The sequence below is a fragment of the Paenibacillus sp. FSL R7-0210 genome, assembly GCF_038009085.1.
Lineage (GTDB): Bacteria > Bacillota > Bacilli > Paenibacillales > Paenibacillaceae > Paenibacillus_AQ > Paenibacillus_AQ silagei.
Window position 1 is genome coordinate 208,421 of the sequence record NZ_JBBPAR010000001.1, and the last position, 22,952, is coordinate 231,372.

Here is a 22,952-nt window from a genome sequence, read left to right on the forward strand (position 1 = left end):
AAAACAAATTGCGGAAGGTTGCAATAGGCAGTTTGGTTTAAGGCTGATCTGGGGCTGAATTAAGGAGATGGAGGTGGTGGATTTGTGGTAGGGGAGTGGGGGTGAAAGGAATGAGGAGAGGAGGATGGAATGATTATTGTAAGAGGAAACAGTTGGATTTTTGTTACTTGTTAACTCATAATTCAGTTTGTCGTGGAAAATAATTGGATTTTTGCTGTTTAATTTTGCTCAAATTCCATTTTAAGCTGATTGCGGAAAAATTAACTGCTGTTTTTCCATCTATCATCCTTAAAAAGGATCCTACTCTTTTAGTAAGTGACGTTTTTCCACTAATTCATCTTTGCTTAATGCATTGGCGGATGGGAATACGGCTAACTCATATGGAAGGAGATACAAAAAGCTGCAATCTGCGTGTTTGAGGAGCACACGCACAGATTGCAGCTCTTTATAGTAAAAATGTTTACTTCGTGATCCCGTTTGCAGCCTTTGTCCTATTTGCAGTCCGTCTGCTGCGCAGCAGCTCCCAGAGGATGAAGACGAGGACAAGCAGCTGCGGGATGGTGGTCTCCCAGGTCGGATACATGCCAAGCCAGCCGATGGAAGGCAGCCTGTGCCCGTTATGGGCGGGCAGCTTGCCGGCGATCTGCAAGGCGTGAAGGCTCTCACCGAGGAAGCGGAACACCAGATAGTAGATCAGCACTGTAGCAGCGCGGAAGAAGGCGGCAACCGGCAATCTGGCGCTCAGTGCAATCATGGCATAGCCGAGGATAATCAGGACCACAAGGGCACTGCCAATCCCGAGCAGCAGTTGAGAGGTATCAATGGCCGGTGCCATTCCTGCGTAGAAAATCGTAGTCTCGGCCCCTTCGCGCAAAATGGCCAGCGCAGCGATGAAGAACAGGTACCATAGATTTCCTTTGGCCAGAGCGCCCTGCATCTGGCGGTCCACATATTTATTCCAGGCTGCCGTGCTGGATTTCCCATGCAGCCAGCGGCCGACGGTGAGCATCATGACCACAGCGACGAGGCCGGTGATGCCTTCGATCAGCTCGCGTGCGCCACCGGAGGCGGCTTGGGAGAGGGAATAGGTCAGCAATACGGCGAGGCCGATACTTGCAGCCAGACCCGCTGCCGCGCCGGACCAGACCCAGCGGCGGGCCGCCGGTACTGCTTCACGGCGCAGATAGGCAAGCAGGGCGGCGAGTACAAGAATCGCCTCCAGCCCCTCGCGCAGCAGAATGAGTGCCGCATCCCATGCGGTATAAGTCTGTTCCCCGGCCAGCGGCGTCAGCTCAGAGAGCATTGTGTCCATAAGCGATAGCGCTTGGTCCAGCTTCGGAGGACTGGAGAGCAGATAACCGGTGACGGCGGTGCTCTTGTTCTCGACGCTGGCATAGACCTTGGGTGAGGCCAGCTGGACCTGGCCTTCGGCCGAAGGCCAGGCAGCGATGAACTGTTCCATTATATCTGCGGCTGCTGTGCTGTCGCCGGTCTGGGCAGAGGCGGAAGCTTGCTTCAGATAGCTGATCAGCCCTTCAATGGAAGCCGGCTCCGCTGGCGCGCCACCGGTATCGACGGCCTTGCCTTCGCTGTAGCCGGACAGCAGCGTCACCAGCGCTTCCGCTTCCGCCTGCGCGGCCTCTCCACGGACCGGCTCTGCCTGCAGCGCAATGCGCAGCAGGCTCATCTTCGTCTCCAGCAAGCCGTAGACGGCGGGATTGTCCGCCCGGATGCCGCGTTCCACTGGCGTCCAGCCGTTCACCACGGCGCGGTAGGCTTCCGCCGCCGCGGCCCAGTCGGCGCTGCGCGCCGCATCCCGCGTGCGCTCCGCCGCGGGCAGCAGCTTCGCCGCCGCTGCGCGTCCGGCGGCGCCCGTGTCACCGCCGCCTTCGCCTGCGGCGGCGGTGACGAACGCGTCCACGCTGCGGGCGAGCGTGGACAGGGCCGCCTTGGCGGGCGCTCCGCCGCCGCCCGCCAAGGCTTCCGCCGCGGCGTCCAGCGCGGCGTCCACCTCAGCAGCCGGACCGGCGAGTGCCGGGTCCGGCTTGCTCTCGTTCGCGCTGCGCCACAGCGCCGCGAACGATTCAACATCGGCCGCCGCCGCCTCCCAGCGGCTCTGGCCGGCCTCGACCAGTGCGCTGCCTACAGGCGGCAGCAGCTCATCCAGCGGCGCGCCTGACGCAGAAGCCGGCGCGCCTGACGCAGAAGCCGGCGCGCCGGGGAGCAGCACAAGCAGGCAGAGGAGCAGCAGCACTGCCCTGATCGGCCGCCATGGACTATGTGTAACCGTGATCATCATCGGGATCATTCCCTTCAAGTTTAGCGAGGAGGGGTCAATTGCAACGGACTCAGCTGCGCCTATTTTAGTAATATTAACGTTTCTGCAAGTTAAACGGACTCAGTGGAGCTTATGTACAAATAATTGGGAGGAAAACGCCCGCTGTAGCGGAAATAAGCGCCGTGCAGTCCGTTGGAGTAGCTGAATATGCTCGAAAAGAGAAAATAAAGGCCTCTCAGTCCGTAACGATCAGCTACCTTTCCGTCCTCTCCGGTCCCCGAATCGCCGCTGCGCTTTCGGCCTCGCAATCCCCATAGCTCCTGCTTCCTCAGCGTCACCGGTCACAGCCTAGGCATTTCATCCCTCGAGCAGCAGCTCCCCGATATATCCGCCTTCCCGTACACCCGGGAAGCAGGCGAAGACGGCGCTGCCGGTGTGAACCATGTATTCATTCAGCCGGTCATTCTTCGCAAGGCGCTGCTGGATGCTGACGAACTGCTTCATCAGATCCTTTTGGAAGCTGATGAACACCAGACCGGCATCAAGCTGTCCGGTCTTGAGATCCATGCCGCTGGAATAGGAGTAGGAGCGCCGCAGAATCTTGACCGAGCCGTCCCCATGAGCGAGGGCGGAATGGGAATCCGGCGGAATGACGGGCTTGCCGCTGGCATCGGCTGCTGCCAGATTCAGCTCGGCGAATTCATCTCCGGCTCCAATCGGTGCACCGCTCTGCCGGTGCCGCCCGAAGGTGGCTTCCTGATCGCTCAGCGAGGAGCGGTCCCAGACCTCAATACGGAACCGTACGCGCCGCACCGCAAGATACGTGCCCCCGTTCATCCAGGCCGGGCCATCGGCGCTGCCGCTCCAGACGATATTTCGCATCTGCGTCTCATCGGTAACGTCCGGATTCCCCGTACCGTCCTTGAAGCCAAGCAGATTACGCGGGGTGCCGCCTGACGGATCGGCGCTGCCGCTGCGCTGGAAGCCTTCCTGGGTCCAGCGCAGCACCGCCGTACCCCTGGCGATACGGGCGAGATTGCGGATGGCATGGAACGCCACCTGCATATCGTCCGCGCAGGCCTGCACACAGAGATCGCCGCCGCACCACTGCGGCTCCAGGCTGTCCCCTGTGAATGCCGGGAGCTCGGTGAAGGAGGCGGGCCGTTTGCCGGAGAGGCCGAAGCGGCTGTCGAACAGGGCCGGACCTGCCCCGAAGGTAAGCGTGCACTTGGAAGGGGTGAGGCCGTCCGCCTCGCCGGTGTCAGTAGGCGGGAGATTGGGCTTGTCGTTCGCCGTGCCGATCATCGTACCCGAGGTCAGGGCAGCGGCGGCGGCAGTCCAGTCCTCCAGCAGTTTTTTCAGATCACTGACCTTGGTAGTCGTCACATCAAATGAAGCGAAGCACAGAAAATTCTGCGCAGGGGTAAGAATCCCCGCCTGGTGCTTGCCGTAGAAGGGGATCGTATCCGCCTGTTCTTCATTCTGCCCGGAGGCTGCGGCGGCCGGGACCGCCCGTCCTGCTGCCTGGCGTGCCGCCATAATGCCGCCCACACCGCCTCCGCCGAGCAGCAGCCCGAGACCCGAGGCACCGGTCAGCCGCAGCATATCGCGGCGGCTGAATTTGGTGTTGAACAGTTTGGTCTCCGGCGCAGGAATCCCGTGATCCGCGTCAGCCTTATTCCGGGAATTCTTATCTTTCTTGTTCATATCGTCACACTCCCAGAATCGTTCCCATATTGGATAGCGGCTCAGCCAAGGCGTCGAGGTTCTGGCTTAACCTGCGGACCTCCTCCGGTTTGAGCGTTTCGTAAGAGACGTAGCCCTCCCCCGATTTGAACGGCGCCAGCTCATTCATTAAGGCGGTGAACCGCTCGCCGATGGTTTGCTCAAGGGCCGGGTCTTTTTTGGCCAGCTCCGGCTTCAGCAGCTCATAGATCTTCTGGGCCCCCTCCACATTCGCCACAAAATCATACAAATCCGTATGGGAATAACGCTCCTCTTCCCCCGTTACTTTGGAGGAGGAGACCTCATTCAGCAGCTCAACAGCCCCGGTAACGAGCAGATTGGCATCGATTCCGGCCGTCTCCACCTTGGCGCGCAGCAGCTGCGCATCCTTCAGCAGGCGGTCCGCGACATCCGTCATGCCCTCCGTTGTATTGTTCTGCCAGAGAGCCTGTTCAATCTTATGGAAGCCGCGCCAGTCCGCAGCATCTACATCATTCTCACGGGCATCAATGTTCGGGTCCAGATCCCCAAGCGCTTCAGCGATCGGCTCGATCCGCTCATAATGCATGCGTGCCGGAGCATACAGCACCTTGGCTTCATCCAGCTTGCCCGCCTTGACAGCATCCGTGAAGCCCTCGGTCTGCTTAACGAACGCATCGCATTGTTCAATGACGTATTTGCGGTATTCATCGATGGCAGTGGTGAAATCTGCATTCGTCTCACCTCCGGCCTTCGCTACACTTTCTGCCCCGCTGCCTGCCTGGGCTGCAGCATTATTCCCTGAGTTGTTACCACTGTTGCCGTTGTTGCCATCGTTATTACTGTTGTCCTTGCCTGCACAGCCGGCAAACAGGAGGGAAGCCGCAAGCAAACCTGCGGGTACTGCATAGCCTATTTTCATCTGTATGGATACCCCTTTTCATTTATGAAAATGATAATCGTTATCAATAATGGACTTATCATAAATCTCCCCCTATTGGCTGTCAATAAAAATGTGATAATTATCATATTCATACTGATCCGCACAAATAAAATGCAAAAATACGCCTCCCGGCAGGCGGAAGACGCAGTTCGTATATATAAATTTCCGGCTGATCGGATTCTACACCGTAGCCCGCTCAATAATCCGGTAGTCCAGCTTGCGGTAGACCGGCTCGGGGCGCTCCGAGTGAATCTGCTCATGGATAATGCGGAAGGCGGCGGCCCCCATCTCATACAGGTGGTTGTCCATGGTGGTAATCTGAAGCAGCCGTCCGATCGGCTGGTTATCGAAGCCCATAACTGCGAGGTCCCCAGGGATGCTGAGGCCGGCTCTGCGCGCTTCAATAATCAGCCCGGCGGCGACATGGTCTCCAGTAATAATTATGGCTTCCGGCCGCTGTGGCATCTTCAGCAGGGACTGTGCAGCGGCTGCGCCGTCTTCCTCCGTTGTACAGTCATAGATCATCCATTCCTCTTCAAAAGCCAGCTTATGCTCAGCAATGAATTCGCGGTAAGCAGCCTGCCGGATCACGGCGCTGCTGCCGTTACTCCTTCCTTCACAATACCCGATGGAGCGGTAACCTTTGCTGGTCAAGTACTCCAGCCCTTCCTTGAAAGCCGCATAATGCTCAATATAGACAGAGGAATAGCGCCGCTCTCCGCTGTCCTGGCAGGTGACGACCGGACCGTAGGCCGTGTACTCCTCGATGATGTCCGGTTTCAGCGCAGTAGATACAATAACAACACCGTCAATCTCTTTATGGCGCAGCATCTCCAGCACTTTGATTTCTTCTTCCTCCAGGTAATTGCTCTGGCACAGAATCAGCCGGTATTGCGAGAGCAGCGCCTCGTGTGCAAGTCCATTCATAATAATCGAGAAATAAAAAGCATGAATATACGGCAGAATCACCGCCACCGCACCGGTACGTCCGGTAATCAGATGAACGGCGTTCATATTGCGGGTATAGTCGAGCTGCTCAATCGTTTGCAATACAGCGGCTCTTTTGTCCTTGCTGACATACGGATGATTATTGAGCACCCGTGAGACGGTCGTTACAGACACTCCGGCCATCCGGGCGATTTCTTTAATATTAGCCACGTTCGTCTGCGCCTCCTGTGTGAGACTGGTATGTCATTATTCTAACATAGAAATGAACAGCTTTTCGGCCGATAAAAAGCTTGCTATGGAATCCATTTCATACTTTACACTTGGGGTGCAACAAGCCTTACCGGAGAAACCGGCGTGACCGCAAGGGCGTGACGGACCGGTAACGTTAGCCGTTTCACGCTGCGGGCAGGAAGGATGTTCAGCAATTTTTTTTCCTGAGCAACCCTTTAGCAGCGTGGTTTCTATAGACATTGCCCGACGGATGCCGCCTTAATGACTAAGGAGCAGCAGCCGTTTTTTGTGTGCATTCCGGTCAGAAGTACCGGGTTTGTCCATGCTCCGCGCCTGCCCCCGCCCAATTTAATGCTGCGACAGCACCATTAACTGCCCCTCCACATAGTATGTTTTGACTGTATCCCTTTACCTTGTTATACCAAACAAACCCAGGGCAAGGAGGGGTGACACCATTGAAGGGCAACGAACATCATAGCAAATTTTTGCTGACGCATCGTGAACGCGAAGTATTCGAGCTTCTTGTGCAGGACAAAACTACACGGGATATTGCCGGACTGTTATTCATCAGCGAAAAAACCGTCCGCAACCACATCTCAAACGTAATGCAAAAATTAAACGTAAAAGGCCGTTCGCAAGCGGTTGTCGAGCTGATCAAGCTTGGGGAGCTGAAAATATAGCTGCCATGCTTCAGAGGTGATGCGTTTAAGCCTTCTCTTATCCTTCGGGATGAGGGGAGGTTTTTTGTTGCGGGCAAAAATAAACCAAGCGCTTGCTGACCTCTGATGGGGCATCGCTTGGTTTATTTATCAAGTTCGATGGTCATGGTTTCAAAATTCACCTTGCATTTGGCGCTCATCATAAAATCAATGCCAATAATTCCATCAAAGCCGTAAGGCTCTTGAATCGAACCAAGCTGTATGGGAAAATCACTCAAATCGATACCTTCAATGCAAAAGTCGGGAATCTGCTGCTTATAACAAATTTCGCTCGTTCCTCCTACTCCATACATTCGCTTGGCTCTTCCGTTAATAAAATCAATATCGATACCTATTACAGCAAGTATATCGGAATCAAAGACGGTTGCAGCACAGCCAGTATCAAATAAAAGATTCCTAAGAGAAATGGATTTACCTTGGTGAGTTAGTGTCAAAGAAATAATAGGCAGGCCATGGAGGAGGTGTAACTTCATATCGGTTGCCTTACTCCTGAGAAAAACTCTTCCACAACCTCAACATCATTTCTGCTTGTATGGAATACATACAGTTCACGGTTTGGATGAAGTTTATGCAGCTTTTTATAGCCGCTCCACGCTTCTTGCGGGTTATCGTAATCTTGTATGACTGCCATATCTTCTAAATGACGCATGCGGTTACTTGAGCTTGCTTTAATTGCTTCCACCAGTACAAAGCGGCTTGGGTGCAATTCTGTAATCTCTCCCCACTTCATTGGCTTCACCTCACTTGGTTTATCATATGTTTAGTATATCATAGCGGCTCTGCTTCAGCTTGCGCATCATTAAGCTTTCTCTTATCCTTCGGGATGAGATTTTTTTTGCTCTTACTAGTCCCGGCGATCCAACCTCCCGAAATATTAAGTCAAGTCCGGCTGCATTTTATGGATTGACGGCTGGGGGAATTGGTTGTAAAATCAGTGTAAAGTATAAACCTTTAAACTTTAGGGATGGTTTTGATACTTTTAATAAATGCAAAGCTGACGTCCAATGTTCGATTTTTCAGTCAGGCTGTAAGTTATGGCGTGCTGAGTAAATCTTTTTTATTTCTTTGAAAGTTAAATCGTTTAAACTTTTAAGTGTGGAGGCATAGATACTTAGATGAACATTCATGATGTAGCCAAGAAGTCGGGGCTCTCTGTAGTGACCGTATCCAGAGTACTTAACAATTCCCCCTCTGTACGTGAAGGCAACCGCCAGAAAGTGCTGAGAGCGATAGAGGAATTGAATTATCAGCCCAATTCAGCAGCACGGAGCCTTGTGCGCGGCAAGACCGGAGTCATCGGGATGTCGATTACCAACTTTAATGACTCTTTCTATGACCGTGTGATCCGCGTGGTGAACCGGAAGCTGGCAGAGCAGGGGTACTTTCTGGCCCTGTCCATAGCCGAGAACGATGATGATGGGGTGAACTTCCTGTTCCAGAAGGACCGCGTGGACGGGATTATCCTGCTGTCTCCGCTGGAGGAGAAGGAATATGTGGAGGAGCTGAAGCGAAAGAACATCCCGGTTGTCCTGCTGGATAACCAGTTCGAGCATGAGGATGTTCCGAGTGTCGTTGTCGATAACTATCAGGGCGGGTATGAAGCAACAAGACACCTGATTAGTCTTGGACACACCCAGATCGCCTATATCGGCGGCCCTTCGGAGTTCCTGAGTGTAACGGAGCGCAAACGGGGTTATGTCCAGGCGCTGGATGAAGCGGGACTAACGCCCTTTGGCACGGAATATTGCGGCTTTACGGTAAGCAGCGGTTATGAGGTGGCGAAGAGATGGGTCCGCGAGGATAAGCTGCCGACAGCCATTTTTTCGGGAGACGACTTTATTGCCCTCGGTGTTGTTCAAGCCCTGCGTGAGGAGGGGATTCTGGTGCCTCAGGATATCTCCGTGGTCGGCTTTGATGATCAGCAGTTCGTCGGTGAATTCTACCCGCGGCTCACAACGGTCAGACAGCCAGAGGCGCAGATGGGCAATATCGGCGTTGACTTACTGCTGAAGCTGATCAATGGGGAGGTGATGCCCCCTGCTGTAACGAAGCTTGCTCCTCAGCTTCTCATCCGTGAATCTACCGCTTCTGTTCGATTAACTTGAAATTTAGGAGTGAATGATCTGTGAAGTATTTTTTGGGAGTGGATGCAGGGGGCAGTAAGACCTACGCAATGATTGCAGATGAACAGGGGAAGCTTCTCGGTGCAGGCAAGGGCGGGAACGGGAATCATCAACTGAACCGTGAGCAGGCGGAGAATAGCTTGCAGCAGGCTGTAGCGGAAGCCATTACAGCATCCGGGCTGACCAGGGAGCAACTGGATTATTCCTGGTTCGGATTGGCGGGAGCGGACAGAGAGGCTGATTTTAGGATTTTACGGCCTATCATCGGCCGCCTCGGCCTTCCCCGGACGGAGATTTCCTGTGATACCTGGAATGCGTTGCGTTCAGGTACAGAGAAGAATTACGGGATCGTGCTGATTTGCGGATCGGGCGTGAACTGCAGCGGCAAGAATCCGGCGGGTGCTACCTATCAATGCGGCGGATTCGGCTACCGGTTCGGGGATTTCGGCGGCGGCTATGACTTAAGTATGGAGGTCTTCCGCAGCGTCCTCAGGGCGGATGACGGAAGAGAACAGAAGACGGTCCTAAGCGAACGCTTAACTCAGTTGCTGGGCTATTCCAATGTCCCGCAGCTAAGAGAGGATTACCTCGATCATTTCAGAGACCTGCCTCCCCAAATTGCGGAGCTGCTGTTTCAGGCGGCAGAGGAAGGGGACCCGGTGGCTACCGGGCTGCTGGTCAAGCAAGGGGATGAGCTGGGTCTGGCGGCTGCCTCGGCTGTCCGCCGGTTGGCCATGGAGGAGGAGTCCTTCGACATCGTGCTTGCAGGCAGCCTGCTGACCAAGGGAGACCGCCCGGGTATCATCCGCCGGGCCATTGAGCGAAGAGTGAAGCAGGCGGCTCCGTACGGCACATTAAGGATTTTAACCCGGGAGCCGGTTGTAGGGTCGGTCGTTCTGGCAATGGAAAGCGGCGGGTTGCATGTGAATCAGGAGGTTCTTGATCATCTATCACAGGGTAAGGAGGAGCAATTATCATGGGGGAAACATTGAAGCTGGTTGTTATCGGAGCGGGGTCGTCGTATACGCCTGAATTAATTGAAGGGATCATCCTGCACCACCAGGAGCTTCCTGTCCGCGAAATATGGCTGGTGGATATTGAAGAAGGAAGAGAGAAGTTACATACGATTACGGAACTGAGCAAGCGCATGATTGCTGAATCCGGACTGCCGATTACCGTTGCAGAGACGCTTGATCGCCGGGAGGCCATTGCCGGAGCGGACTTCGTCTGCACGCAAATCCGGGTAGGTATGCTGGAAGCACGCAAGTGGGACGAATTGATTCCGCTTCGATACGGTGTCATCGGTCAGGAGACGACGGGTCCCGGAGGAATGATGAAGGGCCTGCGGACCATCCCGGTCATTCTGGATATTTGCAGGGATATCGAGGAGCTGGCACCGGATGCCTGGCTGCTGAATTTTACGAATCCGGCCGGGATGGTGACTGAAGCAGTTCACAAATATTCATCGGTTAGAAGCGTAGGTCTATGCAACTCGCCAATCGGGTTTCAAAAGTGGCTCTCCGGGTTCTTCGGACTTCCCATAGAGAAGATCTATGCGGAGTTTGTCGGCATCAACCATCTGCACTGGGTATCCGATGTTGTGATTGACGGGAAGAGCAAGCTGCAGGAGCTTATTGATTACCCCGAGAGCTATAAGGCAAGCAATGTGCCGTTTGATTCCTGGGACTACCGGTTTCTGAACAGTCTGAAAGCTATCCCTTCCTATTACTTGAGCTATTACTATATGACGGATGCGATGCTGGCGGAACAGAAGGAAGCCGCAGCAACGGCCGGATCACGCGCTGAGGTCGTGAAGAAGGTGGAGGAGGAGCTGTTTGAGCTGTACCGGAACGTTGAGCTGAAGGAGAAGCCGGGGCAGCTGGAACAGCGGGGCGGAGCCTATTACTCGGAGGCGGCAGTACTGCTGATGCGTTCCATTCATAATGATTCGCGCGATATCCAGACGCTGAATGTAAGGAATAACGGAATCATTGATTTCCTGCCGGACGATGCCTCGATTGAGGTGAATTGTATAGTCACCAAGCAGGGTCCGCTGCCGATTCCGCTGCGCAGGGTTCCCCAGTCCGTCAGAGGTCTGCTGGCTGCTGTCAAGCAATACGAGAGCCTTACCATTGAGGCGGCTGTACACGGAGACCGGGATGTGGCCTTGCAGGCGATGGTTCATCATCCGCTCATGCCTTCGGTTACCGTAGCGGAACAGCTGCTGGATGAAATGCTGGAGAAGAACAAACCGTTTTTGCCGTTATTTCAATAGAATCGTCCAGAGGAGGTCAAGCGGATGAATACGGCCGGGAAACCGAGCAGGTGGAAGAAGTTTAACAGTCAATTGGATTTGCAGTCTATGGTTTGGCCGGGAATTATCTTTGTATTCATTTTCAGTTACATTCCGATGTATGGCGTGGTTATGGCGTTCCAGCAATACGATATTTTCGGCGGTATGATGAATAGCCCCTGGGTGGGATGGATGCAATTCAGAATGTTCTTCGAGGCGCCGGAGTTCTGGAATGTGATGCGCAACACCCTTGTGATTAGCCTGTTAAAATTGATTATCTCTTTTCCTGCCCCGATACTGCTTGCCCTGATGCTGAATGAAGTCGGGCATATGGGCTTCAAACGCGTGATCCAGACCGTCAGCTACCTACCTTATTTCCTGTCCTGGGTTATTGTATCCGGTTTCGTATTTTCGCTGTTGTCCGTTGATAACGGAACGGTGAACTATCTGCTGGAACGGTTCAATCTGGTCCAGGAGCCGGTTAACTTCCTTGCAGTACCGAAATACTTCTGGTCTATTCTGGTAAGTGTAAATGTCTGGAAGGAGGTCGGATTCGGAAGTATTGTCTATCTGGCGGCGATTGCCGGCATTGATCCGACCCTGTACGAGGCTGCATCTATAGACGGAGCAAGCCGCTTTAAGCAAATTCACCTGATTACACTCCCCAGCATTACCCCCATTATCGTCATCTTTATGATTCTTGCCATCGGCGGTCTGCTCAGCGCGGGCTTCGAGGATATTCTGCTGCTTGCAACCAATCCAATCCTCAGGCCCTACTCCGATGTGATCGACACCTATGTGTACCGCGTCGGGATATTAAATGCCAGATTCTCTTATGCGACAGCGGTAGGGCTGTTCAAAGCGGTAATCAGTGTCCTTCTGCTGGTGACAGCCAACAAAATCGCCCGCCGGGCAGATGTAAGTCTCTGGTAGATACCACAACAATGCTCCATAAACCTTTTAGGAGGGCCGAACAATGAGACTAAGCCTGGGCGACAAAATGATGCAGCGGAGTATTTATATCCTTTTGGCATTGCTGGCGCTACTCATGCTGTACCCGTTTTGGAACGCGCTCGTCATTTCCTTTAATCTGGGGAGCGATACGGCGCTCGGCGGTGTAACCTTGTGGCCGAGAGCCTTTACCCTGGAAAATTATTATATTGTGTTTCAGGATGACCGCCTGCTGAATTCGTTTCTGATCACCATTCTCAGAACGCTCTGCGGCACGGTATTATCCGTCTTCTTTACGGCCCTGTTAGCCTACGGCATGTCCAAGAAGACCTTGCTTTTCCGCAAACAATACATGGTGTTCTTCATGATTACGATGTTCTTCAGCGGAGGGCTTATCCCCAGTTATTTACTCATCCGTTCTTTGGGGATGCTGGATACCTTTTGGGTGCTGATTATCCCCGGCATCATCAGCGTCTGGAACATGATTGTCATCCGCACCTTCTTCAGCGCTTTGCCGGAGGGACTGGAGGAATCCGCCAAAATCGACGGCAGCAGCAACTACGGCATTTTCTTCCGGATCGTGATTCCCGTCTCCGGCCCGGTGCTGGCCACGATAGCCTTATTCACTGCAGTCGGTTACTGGAATGACTGGTTTACGGGAGCGATCTACATTACCGAGGATCGCCTGCTGCCTATACAGACGCTGCTGCGGCAGGTGATGAACTCCAACATCATGACCCAGATTGGCTCCTCGAATGCGATCGCGCTGGATCATATGAACCGGAATCGGACGATTACCACGAAGTCACTGACTATGGCTACGATGATGATCGCTACTATTCCGATTATCCTGACCTACCCTTTTCTCCAGAAGTACTTTGTGAAGGGCGTGATGGTCGGTTCATTGAAAGAATAGCAGTCCCCATCTTACGTAGAAAGAAGGAAAAAGAATGCGCAAACGCCTGACATGGGTAGCTCTGTTGCTGACTTCGCTGGTGCTGCTGCTCGCTGCCTGTAGCGGAGGGGGGAATTCTGACACTTCACAGAACACAAGCGGGAACAATTTGAATACCGGGGCCGCTACAGATGACGGCAGCGGGATCAAGCCTGTCACCTTCAGCTTCTATGGCAACTACGACTGGCTCACGACATCACCATGGGGGGAGAATGAGGCGACGAAGTGGATTCAGGAGAACCGCAAGGTTACGGTTGAACCGATCCAATCCGGAGGAGCGGCCGGAGAAAAGCTGAACACGATGATCGTCGGCGGCGATTTGCCGGATGTCATTTTTACGGACCGGGGGTCCTCAGTGGAGAGGCTGGTGCAGGCGGGGCAGCTCGTTGCACTGGATGATTACTATGAGAAATATCCGAACTTCAAGAAATATGTGAAGGAATCGACCCTGAATCTGCTCCGTTCCGACGACGGGAAAATCTATCAAATCCCGAACTGGTATACCTCCGGGCAATTCGGCAACGGCGGATGGATGGTGAATAAGGATATCTATAACGCGCTCGGCCGGCCGGCGCTGGAGACCTTTGATGACTTGTATCAATATTTGCTCCTGGTGCAAGACAAGTATCCGGATGTAGTCCCTCTGGAGGTTGGGGAGAAGGGGGCAGGTCTGGAGATAATGTATGGCGGCTTCAAGGAGAACTCCACCAGCAAGTTCGTTACACTCATGGGATATCCGGATGGCGACAAGCTGTCATCGATCCTGGATGATCCCGCTTACGAGGAGATGGTGCTGTACATCAATAAGCTGTACCGTGAACGGCTGATTACGCAGGATGCGCTGCAGCAAACCCAGGATGCGGTCAAGGAAAAGGTCAATACCGGCCGGGTAGCAGTCATGGTCGAATCCAATATCACTACGTATGGAGCCGAGGGACACCGGGCATTGACAGCAAGCAATCCGGACAGCGGTTATGAAATTATCTGGCCTGTCCACAAAGCAGGAGTAGACAAGACCAAAGTATTTGTAAGCGGCTTTGAGACGCTGGGCTGGAACGTCAGCGTCATTACCAAACAAGCCAAGGACCCGGAGGCTATCTTCGCTTATTTTGACTGGATTACGGGTCCGGAGGGACAGAAGGTGCTGTTCTTCGGCCCTAAGGGCTTGTACTGGGATGAAGAGGATGCTGACGGAGCACCGATCCCGAATGAGAAATACAAGACAACGCCTGCTAACGAGCGTACGGATACGATGCGGAAATTCGAGGACTTCAACTGGGCCGGGAATACGACCTTCATTGATACGGCCAAAATGAGCCTCGAGGCGCTGCTCTCCGCGAACCAGAAATCCTGGGAGACCGTGGCCCAGTCCACCGTGACCTGGAAAACCGCGCTGGACATTACACAATTCGTAAATACCGACCCGCTTCCGGATACGGAGACCGGCATTATCGCACAGAATATCGCAGATATTTACACTCTTGCTTACGCCCAGATGGTTCAGGCGAAATCGGATGAAGAGGTGCTGGCAGCACTGGATACTGCCAGAAAGAACACCGAAAAAGCCGGGCTGGATAAGCTGCTTGAGTTCAGAACTGAAAAATGGCAGGAAAATGTGAAGAAAATGAACCTGACGAAATAACTGCCGTACGGGCAACTGGCCAAATAAAACTATGATGTGGAGGCGATATTATGGCATTTGCATTGAGATCGAGGTTCATGGCAGTGTTAGGCATTGTGTTGGTTTCTTCGGTAGCGGGGGGTTCCCTTCCCCTTCCGGCACAGGCCGAGGAGCAGAGCAATCCCCCCTTTGAGACGGAAGTGATTGTACGGACTGTTAACCAGTTCAAGAACTTGGCGGATGTGCAGAATTTCATCGCGCTGTCCACAAGCTACGGGGTCGATGTCATCAGCATGAATGTGAAGCAGGATGAAGATGATGAGGTTCCGTCCGGCAGTGTATTTTATCAGAGTGATATCGCTCCTATTGCCCAGGGCTACCAGAATTTCGATGCTTTGCAGGCTGTCATTACGGCAGCTCATGCCGCAGGAATCAAGGTTCATGCCTGGATTCCCCAGTTCCATGACCAGCAGGCCTTCCTCGCTCATGATGAATGGCAGATGCAGTCGCTGGTGAACGGGGTTCAGACTCCGTTTACAGGCTCTAACGGTAACGAATATTTCGTCAATCCGATTCACCATGAAGTGCAGCAGTATGAGCGTTCTATTATTCAGGAAGTGATCGAGAATTATGATGTGGACGGCGTTGTGCTGGACTGGATTCGCTTCGACAATTACAACATGGATGTCAGTGATTACACGGTTGCGAAGTATCAGGCGGAGTTCGGGTATTCGCCGCTCAGCATTGACTTCGATACGGATTCGCCGCAGCGCCAGCAGTGGAATGAATGGAGAACTGAACAAATCGGACAGTATGTAGGCGATATCCGTGAGGATATTTCCGAATCCGCGAATCCGGATGTGCAGCTCGGTGTATATATTCTGCCGCCGGAATTTACCGAGGTTGGACAGAATGTAGCCAAGTTCAAGGATGAGATCGACTTTGTCGCACCGATGGCGTACTTCGATGACTGGGAATTCAACAGTGATTGGGTATACAGCACCTCCTACGGTATCCTGAAGGATACCAGTGACGCGATCAGCGGCAGTGATGTGGACATCGTAGCTACCCTGGATAATGACTGGACCGATGATCAATATCAGGAGGTCTACAAGGGCATCCGCGAGAATTATCCGGATGTGAAGCGCCTGTCGTTCTTTGCCTATGGGGCCTGGCCGGAAGACGAACTGGCGAACATCCATGAACGTGAGACCTGGCCGACGCCGGGCTGGACGGCTCCGGTAGAGCAAGATTATCCGGCCCAGCTGCCTGCAGTATGGAAGGCGCGGAATATCGGTTCCATGCCGGGGAACGCCACCTACAATTCTTCCAATAAGCAATTTACACTCAGCAGCAGCTCTACGGATATTTGGGGCAATGGAGATCAGCTGAATTATATCTATCAGCCCGTGAGCGGCAATGCGGAGATTGTGGTTAAGGTGCAGTCCACCAGCTGGCTGGACGGCTGGGCCAAGGCTGGCATTATGATCCGGGAGTCCCTGAGCCATAATTCCAAGCACGCGGATATGATGCTTACCCCATCGAATGGGGCCACCTTCCAGTATCGTTCAGAAACTGCGGGAAGTATGGCCGATCATACGGCAACTGCCTCAGCTCCGAAATGGCTGAAGCTGACGAGAACCGGCAATACGTTCAAAGGGTCGATTTCGGCAAATGGGAGCAGCTGGCAGACGGTCGGAACCATTCAGATCCCTATGAAAAGTAAGGTGTATATCGGGATTGCCCTCAGCAATCCCGGGAATGACTCGCGGAACAAGGCTGTGTTTGGAAATGTGAAGGTTACGGATTAAACCTGAGAGCCGGGAGAACCAATATGAGCTATAGATTAGGGCTGAAGGAGATATGTATATGACGATGCCGTTAAGGGAACGGCAGTATTACTTTCGGGACTATTACGATCAGGGTGAAGAGTTGGTGGTGGAAGGGCAGCAGTTGAGAATCGAGCTGACTTCAAAGTTCTCCATGATCCAGAAGTGGGAGTGGCCGCTTGCCGCCGAAGGCCCGATTGTGATCCTTGAGCCGTCTGGAGAAAATGAGGAAGCACCCGAACCTGGCAATATCAAGCTGGAGTTGGAATACGAGGGATCGCTTAAGGCGGATGGCTATCTGTTGGATATCCGTAAGGACGGCACAGTTACCATAGCTGCCTCCAATAAGAGGGGACTAAGGTATGGAATAGATGCTCTGCACTGGCTGCTGAGCCTAGATGAAGGCAAGTGCCGCTTGCCTGTGGCGACCATTCACGATGAGCCCTCTTTTCCGGTCCGCGGCATTATTGAAGGCTTCTACGGCACGCCGTGGAGCTGGGAGGACCGGATGGATGCTGTGCGTTATCTGGCGGCTCACCGGATGAATACCTTCATGCATGCTCCCAAGGATGATCCCTATCACCGCGAGCTATGGCGTGAGCCTTATCCTGAGAATCTGTTCGAGCAGATTCGTGAGCTGAAGCAGGAATGTGATACGCAACTGGTGGACTTCTATTATTGCATTAGTCCGGGGAATGATCTGCAGTTTCGCAGTGAAGAGGATTTTGCCAGTCTGGAAGCGAAGCTGGCAGCGATGATCGCCATCGGGGTCCGGCATTTCGCTCTGCTGATGGACGACATCGACTACGCCTTGTCAGGGGAGAACCTTCATTACCTTGAGCGCTCCGGACTGGCACACGCTTATGTGGCCAACCGTGTCTACGACTATTTAAGCCGTCAATTGCAGAAGGTTATGCTGGTGATGTGCCCCTCTGAGTACTGGTCCTCCTGGGATACCGAATATAAGCGGGATATCCGCGAGAAGCTGCATACGGATATCAAGATATTCTGGACCGGATCTGCCGTTTTTGCCCGGCAGGTCGGGAGCAGACCGGCACAGGAGAATTACAGCCATTACGGGCATGAGCTGTGGCTGTGGGACAACATACCTGTCAATGATGCCGACTATGACCGGTTGTTTCTGGACCCGGTCCGCGGGCGTTATTCCCGGCTTGGCCAGACCGGACATCAGGCCGTGGTAGCGAATCCGATGGTGCAGTGGGAATGCTCCAAAATTACACTGAACACCATGGCCCACTATATGTGGAACAGTGAGCGTTATATGCCTGAGCTGTCTTGGGAGCTGTCGGTCCGCGAATTTGCCGGAGAGCTGGCAGACGACATGATGTTCTTCTGCCGCCAGAATCTCAATAGCCAGCTCTATAGCGGTGGATATGAGGAACAGAAAGAGGCTGTGCACAGCAGAGATATACGCTGGCTTGACGCGTATTTCGCCCGCCTGGAGAGCGTCTCCTGCAGGCTGCTTGAAATGGAGAATTCCAAGTTCCAGACGGAAGCAGGCCCCTGGCTGCACAGAGCCCTGGCAGATGTAGAGCTGTGGAGAGCCTTGCGGCAGAAGATTGCCGGAACGGCTAAACCCGGGGCCGGCGAAGAATTGCGCAGGCGGGCCGAAGCTTGCCGGGCCTTTAAGGTCCGGCTGGGGAGTGATCCCGCCTGGATGGCAGCCGAGGCCTGGGGACTTGCTGCCAGGGAAGGCAAGAAGGGATACCGGCTGATTTTGGAGGATGAGGTGGTAATCTAAGCGCTTATTGATCCTGATTAATGCATAGTACCGTACACAAATCAAAGGTAATGCTGGAAATATTGCCGCCATACTCCAATGACAATACGTGTAAGCCTTCCTTTTCCCTTCGGGGTGAGGGGAGGTTTTTTGTTTGCCAAAATCACGGAAGAGTGAGTTAGATCACTATCTGAATTTTATCAAATGATAAATTATAGCTATTAAGGTAATCCGGGAGGAACTGTTATGACCAGATATGAACAACAACGAAATTTTCTGAAATCCAATTTTCATGAATTCACGCAGATCAAAACAGACAAGATTAAGGGCATTGCACAACCGCCGATTGTAAAGTCATTTCATGCGGAATCACAAATTATTGATCTGCCAAAGGTTAGTAGAGACATAGTGAGTAAAGAGAGTATATTTGAATGTATAGAGCAGAGAAGAAGTACACGCTTCTATTCTGCGGACACTTTGAGTCTGGAGGAGCTGTCCTATTTATTGTGGGCCACCCAGGGGATTACTGGAATGAACAAGAACGGGCTTACGCTGCGGACTGTACCCTGCAGTGGCGCGACACACACCTTTGAGACCTACTTGATGATTATGCGGCTAGAAGGCATCCGGCAGGGGATTTACAGATACCTTTCTGTGGAGCATCAGCTCTTGTTTATGTTTGAATTGGATGAGCTGGAGCAGAAGATTGATGCCATTACGCTGGATCCCGTTCGTCCCTAACTTTGCACGCAAGGCTTCTGTGCTGTTCGCCTGGAGTACCACACCGTACCGTTCTGAATGGAAGTATGATATTTCAGCCCACAAAAAAATCCTCATCGATGTTGGACATGTCTGCCAGAATCTGTACCTAGCCAGTGAATCGATCGGAGCAGGCGCCTGCGCTATCGGGATCTATGACCAGAAGCTGATTGACGAGATTTTGGCGCTGGACGGAGATGAAGAGTTTGTGATCTATCTTGGCGCAGTGGGGAAGAAGCGGGAATAGCGGAATATTACCGGTTCCGAAGAGTATACTCCAGATAATCCACGGCACTCTGATTAATTTCATCGTCACTCGCCTGGAAGGAAGCGCCGAACACGGCGAAGTAAGGCAAGGCGATTGCTCCAACATGGATGGCACTGGCGTGGAACGGGGCGATGAGCTCATCTACAGTAAAAGAAACAGAGCCGGCCGGCTGGTAGTTTTCCTTTTTATCGCCGATGGTCATAGCTATGCCCAGCTTCTTACCCTTCAGCTTGTTTCCGCTTGAGCCGTAAGCCCAGCCGTGAGTGAACACATCGTCCAGCCATTTTTTCAGCAGCGGGGGGTAGCTATACCAGTATAAGGGGAATTGGAAAATAATCAGGTCATGCGCCTCCAATAAACGCTGCTCCCGCGGAACATCGATGCTCCAGTCCGGGTACTCCTTGTAGAGCTCGTGGACCGTAACGTCCTCCGGATGCAGCAGCAGCTCTTGTCTCCATCTCCGGTTCACTCTTGAAGCCTCTATATCGGGGTGTGCCAGGATTACCAGGGTTGTCATTAGGGATCACCTTTCCGGTGTATAATTTGGGTTGTGCAGCTGCTTCTATTATTTTGTAAGTTCCTGAAAATGTAAATACACACAATAAAGTAACAAGGTTACCTCAAGGTGTGCACTAGACTTTGCCGGATATTGTGGCATGCTAAGAGAAGCAGTGTTCGAATTAAGATGGGGGAGGTACCGGGGATGAAGCAATATCATTTAGGGATCGAGGCAACACTTGAGATTATCGGCGGGAAATGGAAGTCGCTGATCATATGTATACTGATGTCGGGGACCAAGAGGACCAGTGAACTCCAGCGCAGTATTCCGGGCATCTCGCAAAAAGTTCTAATTCAGCAGCTCCGCGAGCTGGAACGGGACGGGATCATCGGCAGAGTGGTCTATAGCCAAATGCCGCCCAAAGTGGAATATTACATCACCGAGTATGGAGTCACAGCCAATGAAATCATTGACCTGATGTGCTCCTGGGGCAGAACCAATATTGCGATCCGGCAGCAGCGGGGTGAGGAAGTCATGCTGCTTGATAAGGACGCTGAATAGGAGTAGAACTGATGTACTAATCTATTGACAATGGTTTGATATCAAACTATAATCCCTGTATGGAGACCAGAGACGCTATTTCACTTATATCCAAGATCCGCGAGAAGGTTAACCGGTTCATCTTACAAGAGCTGGAGAAGCAGGGAGTAGAGGACATTGCCACCTCACACGGAGATATTCTCTATGCGCTGCTGTCTAAGCACAGACTCACCATGGCCGGGATCTCGGCACATATTCATAAGGACAAATCTACGGTTACAGCACTTGTGGATAAGCTGGTCCGGCTGGGACTGGTTAAGAAGGAGAGGGATCAGGAGGACACACGGTACGTATACGTTACTCTAACCGGGAAGGGGAAGGCGCTGGAGCCGGTATTTGAATCGGTCTCTTCTGCTATGCTGAAGCAGTTCTACCGCGATATCACGGAAGAGGAGCAGACGATTTTGTTGACGATTTTAATAAAAATCAATCAAAATTTCTAAAAATTTGGTGTTATAGTTTGATGTCAAACTAATTATAGAGAGGACATTATAATGAGAGACTACACTGATGAATTACCGCCGCATACAGAGAAATATGTCGGTGAGCATGATCTCTACCTGGAGATTTATAAGGGAGAGGAGGCGCGGGAAGGCCAAAAACAGGAAGATAGGGTACCCCTGCTGTTTGTGCATGGTGCGTATACCGGAAGCTGGATGTGGAGCAAGTACCTTCCCCATTTCATTCGTGAAGGCTGGACCTGTTATGTGATGAATCTGAGAAGTCATTACCGGAGCCGGGTGCTGGATATGACACAGATTACCTTTGAAGATTATCTGGAGGATATCCATGAGATAGTGCAGTTAATTCAGGCTGAATGCGGAGCTGCTCCTGTCCTGATCGGGTTCAGTATGGGCGGGATCCTAAGCCAGAAGGTGGCGGAGACAGCCAGGCTGGCCGGGCTTGTGCTGATGGATTCAAGTATATGCAGAGAGGTACATGAGGAGGTCCCTTATACGGATATCGTTAAGACAGTACCGGGTAACGTAGTACCCGCACCGGTCCGCGAAGAGGAGATCAGCCTGGATGAGACGGTAGAAGACATAGCGTTTCAGCGAAAATACCTGACGATGGAGTCCGCCAAGGCGTTTCGAACCTTTTCTTATCATTTCGGGGCAGCAGGGGTATCCGTAGACAGCGGGTTCATTACTTGCCCTTGTCTGGTGATCCATGCCATTAACAGTGATGAGGATGAGCACCGGGGCAGAGCTAATGCAGCGTATTTCCGCGCAGCCTACACAGGTCTTTGGAACACCACCCATACCGGCCTTCTCGTAGGACAGCGCTATCAGGAAGCGGCACAGACGATCCTGCGGTGGTTAGCAAGATAATGAATCAAGTGCAACAAATAAAAGGCCGCCTGAACCGGGATGCTCCCGTTCCTTAGCGGCCTTAACCTAATAGGTGAAGGGTGTTCTATATATACATCTAACTGTAAATTAGTGAAATTTGACAGTCTTGATGCGCGATTCCTGCTCGTAAGTTAGCGGGCTTGGCGTTGGCGGTGTGTGCAGATGGCGGTGTGTGCTGTATTCCATTCTCCGGTAATCCTCTTCTCCGGAAGCCATCCCCGGCTGCCACATCCCGGTTACCCAATTCTTCAGTTCCTTAATTCCTGCCAGCATTGCATTCATCCTCCTTGGCGATGAAATACGGTAATGAACCTCTGGGACATCTCTTTTGGTTACGCTTTCATTATAACATACATAATCCATAAAGCAATGGAATGTCCGCCTGTTAAAGACAAATAAATAAGGAATAATGTTGTCATAACTGGTTTTGTATTTGTATAAGAGAACAATGTCCTTGTGAGATGGACTGCGTGCGGGCAACAAAAAAGCGGCAGCCGGGAGGGCGGTCGCTTAGTGGCAGGGTGTTATGCAGAAGCAGCTAAACGTTTCATTTCAGCTTCCTGATCTATAGAGCGCCGGGCCAGGATATCCAGCGTTGCGTCATGTCCTCTTAGGCTCCGGTCAATCCGCTCCAGAGAATCCCGGCCAGCAACGACTTCAGTATTCACTTCGGACACCGCCTGTTGAATAAGCGGGATTAGCTTCGTATCTTCCTTGATGCTTTCGATATCATCCTTGATGGTAACGATGTCGGTCTTGATGTTTTCAATTTCATTCTTGATGTTTTCAATTTCATCCTTGATGATAACCAACTCGCCAACAATTTCAGACTTGAATGTAGCGAATTCTGACTGAAGATTTTTAACATCGGATTTGATGCCTGCAATTTCGGTCTTAATTCCTGCAATTTCAGATTTCATTCCGTTAATTTCGGACTTTACTCCTTGCAGCTCGGCAAGAATCTGCTGGAGAATTACATCGCTCATAGGGCACAGCTCCTTAGATAGGGTTGGAATAGGACTGCTGCTTGAAGGGGGGATACCTGAGGAATAGGTACAGGTCATTATAGCATATTTGCGTCATTATTGGGTGCTGCTGTAAAAAGAATTCCATGAACATATTGGACATTAGAAGACTG

The 22,952-nt window shown here is 52.4% G+C and carries 23 protein-coding genes; 14 read left to right on the forward strand and 9 right to left on the reverse strand.

Going from position 1 to position 22,952, the window contains the following annotated elements:
• Positions 1–460: 460 nt before the first annotated feature.
• From MKY64_RS00980 to MKY64_RS00995, 4 genes are all read right to left on the reverse strand, one after another.
• Positions 461–2,299 (reverse strand): FTR1 family iron permease, encoded by a 1,839-nt coding sequence (locus MKY64_RS00980; RefSeq protein WP_340950485.1) that lies wholly within the window; start codon positions 2,297–2,299, stop codon positions 461–463.
• 336 nt (positions 2,300–2,635) lie between these two features.
• Positions 2,636–3,985, reverse strand: a complete 1,350-nt coding sequence (efeB, locus tag MKY64_RS00985) for an iron uptake transporter deferrochelatase/peroxidase subunit (protein WP_340950487.1) — start codon at positions 3,983–3,985, stop codon at positions 2,636–2,638.
• A 4-nt stretch (positions 3,986–3,989) separates the two neighbouring features.
• Positions 3,990–4,904 (reverse strand): iron uptake system protein EfeO, encoded by a 915-nt coding sequence (gene efeO / locus MKY64_RS00990; RefSeq protein ID WP_340950490.1) that lies wholly within the window; start codon positions 4,902–4,904, stop codon positions 3,990–3,992.
• A gap of 201 nt (positions 4,905–5,105) precedes the next feature.
• Complete coding sequence (locus MKY64_RS00995; RefSeq protein ID WP_340950492.1) at positions 5,106–6,083, reverse strand: LacI family DNA-binding transcriptional regulator; 978 nt, start codon at positions 6,081–6,083, stop codon at positions 5,106–5,108.
• A 476-nt stretch (positions 6,084–6,559) separates the two neighbouring features.
• Between MKY64_RS00995 and MKY64_RS01000 the strand changes: the two genes are divergently transcribed.
• On the forward strand, positions 6,560–6,784 hold the full coding sequence (locus MKY64_RS01000; protein WP_019908812.1) for a helix-turn-helix domain-containing protein: 225 nt from the start codon (positions 6,560–6,562) through the stop codon (positions 6,782–6,784).
• Positions 6,785–6,906: 122 nt separating this feature from the next.
• Here MKY64_RS01000 and MKY64_RS01005 read toward each other — a convergent pair whose 3' ends face one another.
• Entirely contained in the window at positions 6,907–7,296 is a 390-nt protein-coding gene (locus MKY64_RS01005) for a hypothetical protein (RefSeq protein WP_340950494.1), read from the reverse strand.
• Complete coding sequence (locus MKY64_RS01010) at positions 7,293–7,553, reverse strand: hypothetical protein (RefSeq protein WP_339250786.1); 261 nt, start codon at positions 7,551–7,553, stop codon at positions 7,293–7,295. The genes MKY64_RS01005 and MKY64_RS01010 overlap by 4 nt, the downstream gene beginning before the upstream one ends.
• 385 nt (positions 7,554–7,938) lie before the next feature.
• Here MKY64_RS01010 and MKY64_RS01015 point away from each other — a divergent pair, with 385 nt between their 5' ends.
• From MKY64_RS01015 to MKY64_RS01060, 10 genes are all read left to right on the forward strand, one after another.
• Positions 7,939–8,928: a LacI family DNA-binding transcriptional regulator gene (locus MKY64_RS01015; RefSeq protein ID WP_036723514.1), complete on the forward strand. Its 990-nt coding sequence runs from the start codon at positions 7,939–7,941 to the stop codon at positions 8,926–8,928.
• Between the two features lie 20 nt (positions 8,929–8,948).
• Positions 8,949–9,938, forward strand: coding sequence for an N-acetylglucosamine kinase (locus tag MKY64_RS01020; protein ID WP_036723512.1), 990 nt, complete (start codon positions 8,949–8,951; stop codon positions 9,936–9,938).
• Positions 9,923–11,221, forward strand: a complete 1,299-nt coding sequence (locus MKY64_RS01025; RefSeq protein WP_340950498.1) for a 6-phospho-beta-glucosidase — start codon at positions 9,923–9,925, stop codon at positions 11,219–11,221. Before MKY64_RS01020 ends, MKY64_RS01025 begins: the two co-directional genes overlap by 16 nt.
• A 24-nt stretch (positions 11,222–11,245) precedes the next feature.
• A complete protein-coding gene (locus MKY64_RS01030; RefSeq protein ID WP_209876049.1) occupies positions 11,246–12,172 on the forward strand; it encodes an ABC transporter permease in 927 nt (308 codons plus the stop codon).
• A 43-nt stretch (positions 12,173–12,215) separates the two neighbouring features.
• Positions 12,216–13,106, forward strand: a complete 891-nt coding sequence (locus MKY64_RS01035) for a carbohydrate ABC transporter permease (RefSeq protein ID WP_340950500.1) — start codon at positions 12,216–12,218, stop codon at positions 13,104–13,106.
• Positions 13,107–13,140: 34 nt separating this feature from the next.
• Complete coding sequence (locus tag MKY64_RS01040; RefSeq protein ID WP_340950502.1) at positions 13,141–14,787, forward strand: extracellular solute-binding protein; 1,647 nt, start codon at positions 13,141–13,143, stop codon at positions 14,785–14,787.
• A gap of 50 nt (positions 14,788–14,837) precedes the next feature.
• Positions 14,838–16,577, forward strand: coding sequence for a family 10 glycosylhydrolase (locus tag MKY64_RS01045; protein WP_340950504.1), 1,740 nt, complete (start codon positions 14,838–14,840; stop codon positions 16,575–16,577).
• Between the two features lie 58 nt (positions 16,578–16,635).
• Positions 16,636–18,357, forward strand: a complete 1,722-nt coding sequence (locus MKY64_RS01050) for a protein O-GlcNAcase (RefSeq protein WP_340950505.1) — start codon at positions 16,636–16,638, stop codon at positions 18,355–18,357.
• Between the two features lie 225 nt (positions 18,358–18,582).
• Positions 18,583–19,077 carry a nitroreductase family protein gene (locus MKY64_RS01055; protein ID WP_340950506.1) on the forward strand — a complete coding sequence of 165 codons (495 nt, stop codon included), beginning with the start codon at positions 18,583–18,585 and terminating at the stop codon, positions 19,075–19,077.
• Complete coding sequence (locus tag MKY64_RS01060) at positions 19,046–19,342, forward strand: nitroreductase family protein (RefSeq protein ID WP_340950507.1); 297 nt, start codon at positions 19,046–19,048, stop codon at positions 19,340–19,342. Before MKY64_RS01055 ends, MKY64_RS01060 begins: the two co-directional genes overlap by 32 nt.
• Positions 19,343–19,349: 7 nt before the next feature.
• Here MKY64_RS01060 and MKY64_RS01065 read toward each other — a convergent pair whose 3' ends face one another.
• A complete protein-coding gene (locus tag MKY64_RS01065; protein ID WP_340950509.1) occupies positions 19,350–19,880 on the reverse strand; it encodes an NAD(P)H-dependent oxidoreductase in 531 nt (176 codons plus the stop codon).
• A 186-nt stretch (positions 19,881–20,066) separates the two neighbouring features.
• On the opposite strand from MKY64_RS01065, the gene MKY64_RS01070 reads away from it, so the two are divergent.
• The 3 genes from MKY64_RS01070 to MKY64_RS01080 are packed head-to-tail and all read left to right on the forward strand — an operon-like array spanning position 20,067 to position 21,793.
• Positions 20,067–20,423 (forward strand): winged helix-turn-helix transcriptional regulator, encoded by a 357-nt coding sequence (locus MKY64_RS01070; protein WP_209876059.1) that lies wholly within the window; start codon positions 20,067–20,069, stop codon positions 20,421–20,423.
• A 59-nt stretch (positions 20,424–20,482) separates the two neighbouring features.
• Complete coding sequence (locus MKY64_RS01075) at positions 20,483–20,905, forward strand: MarR family winged helix-turn-helix transcriptional regulator (protein ID WP_340950511.1); 423 nt, start codon at positions 20,483–20,485, stop codon at positions 20,903–20,905.
• Between the two features lie 51 nt (positions 20,906–20,956).
• Positions 20,957–21,793: an alpha/beta hydrolase gene (locus MKY64_RS01080; protein WP_340950512.1), complete on the forward strand. Its 837-nt coding sequence runs from the start codon at positions 20,957–20,959 to the stop codon at positions 21,791–21,793.
• A gap of 108 nt (positions 21,794–21,901) precedes the next feature.
• Here MKY64_RS01080 and MKY64_RS01085 read toward each other — a convergent pair whose 3' ends face one another.
• Together MKY64_RS01085 and MKY64_RS01090 are read right to left on the reverse strand one after the other, a co-directional pair.
• Positions 21,902–22,087 carry a hypothetical protein gene (locus tag MKY64_RS01085; RefSeq protein WP_340950514.1) on the reverse strand — a complete coding sequence of 62 codons (186 nt, stop codon included), beginning with the start codon at positions 22,085–22,087 and terminating at the stop codon, positions 21,902–21,904.
• 251 nt (positions 22,088–22,338) lie between these two features.
• Positions 22,339–22,800, reverse strand: a complete 462-nt coding sequence (locus MKY64_RS01090; protein ID WP_340950516.1) for a histidine kinase — start codon at positions 22,798–22,800, stop codon at positions 22,339–22,341.
• Positions 22,801–22,952: the final 152 nt, after the last annotated feature.

Bases quoted from the DNA above. Each gene is read 5' to 3' on its own strand.
- MKY64_RS01045 (WP_340950504.1), top strand. From the start codon at position 14,838: ATGGCATTTGCATTGAGATCGAGGTTCATGGCAGTGTTAGGCATTGTG.
- efeB (WP_340950487.1), bottom strand. From the start codon at position 3,985: ATGAACAAGAAAGATAAGAATTCCCGGAATAAGGCTGACGCGGATCAC.
- MKY64_RS01065 (WP_340950509.1), bottom strand. From the start codon at position 19,880: ATGACAACCCTGGTAATCCTGGCACACCCCGATATAGAGGCTTCAAGA.
- MKY64_RS01005 (WP_340950494.1), bottom strand. From the start codon at position 7,296: ATGAAGTTACACCTCCTCCATGGCCTGCCTATTATTTCTTTGACACTA.
- MKY64_RS01050 (WP_340950505.1), top strand. From the start codon at position 16,636: ATGACGATGCCGTTAAGGGAACGGCAGTATTACTTTCGGGACTATTAC.
- MKY64_RS01070 (WP_209876059.1), top strand. From the start codon at position 20,067: ATGAAGCAATATCATTTAGGGATCGAGGCAACACTTGAGATTATCGGC.
- MKY64_RS01075 (WP_340950511.1), top strand. From the start codon at position 20,483: ATGGAGACCAGAGACGCTATTTCACTTATATCCAAGATCCGCGAGAAG.
- MKY64_RS01090 (WP_340950516.1), bottom strand. From the start codon at position 22,800: ATGAGCGATGTAATTCTCCAGCAGATTCTTGCCGAGCTGCAAGGAGTA.
- efeO (WP_340950490.1), bottom strand. From the start codon at position 4,904: ATGAAAATAGGCTATGCAGTACCCGCAGGTTTGCTTGCGGCTTCCCTC.
- MKY64_RS01015 (WP_036723514.1), top strand. From the start codon at position 7,939: ATGAACATTCATGATGTAGCCAAGAAGTCGGGGCTCTCTGTAGTGACC.
- MKY64_RS01055 (WP_340950506.1), top strand. From the start codon at position 18,583: ATGACCAGATATGAACAACAACGAAATTTTCTGAAATCCAATTTTCAT.
- MKY64_RS01035 (WP_340950500.1), top strand. From the start codon at position 12,216: ATGAGACTAAGCCTGGGCGACAAAATGATGCAGCGGAGTATTTATATC.
- MKY64_RS01030 (WP_209876049.1), top strand. From the start codon at position 11,246: ATGAATACGGCCGGGAAACCGAGCAGGTGGAAGAAGTTTAACAGTCAA.
- MKY64_RS01085 (WP_340950514.1), bottom strand. From the start codon at position 22,087: ATGCTGGCAGGAATTAAGGAACTGAAGAATTGGGTAACCGGGATGTGG.
- MKY64_RS01040 (WP_340950502.1), top strand. From the start codon at position 13,141: ATGCGCAAACGCCTGACATGGGTAGCTCTGTTGCTGACTTCGCTGGTG.
- MKY64_RS01060 (WP_340950507.1), top strand. From the start codon at position 19,046: ATGCCATTACGCTGGATCCCGTTCGTCCCTAACTTTGCACGCAAGGCT.
- MKY64_RS00980 (WP_340950485.1), bottom strand. From the start codon at position 2,299: ATGATGATCACGGTTACACATAGTCCATGGCGGCCGATCAGGGCAGTG.
- MKY64_RS01010 (WP_339250786.1), bottom strand. From the start codon at position 7,553: ATGAAGTGGGGAGAGATTACAGAATTGCACCCAAGCCGCTTTGTACTG.
- MKY64_RS01080 (WP_340950512.1), top strand. From the start codon at position 20,957: ATGAGAGACTACACTGATGAATTACCGCCGCATACAGAGAAATATGTC.
- MKY64_RS01025 (WP_340950498.1), top strand. From the start codon at position 9,923: ATGGGGGAAACATTGAAGCTGGTTGTTATCGGAGCGGGGTCGTCGTAT.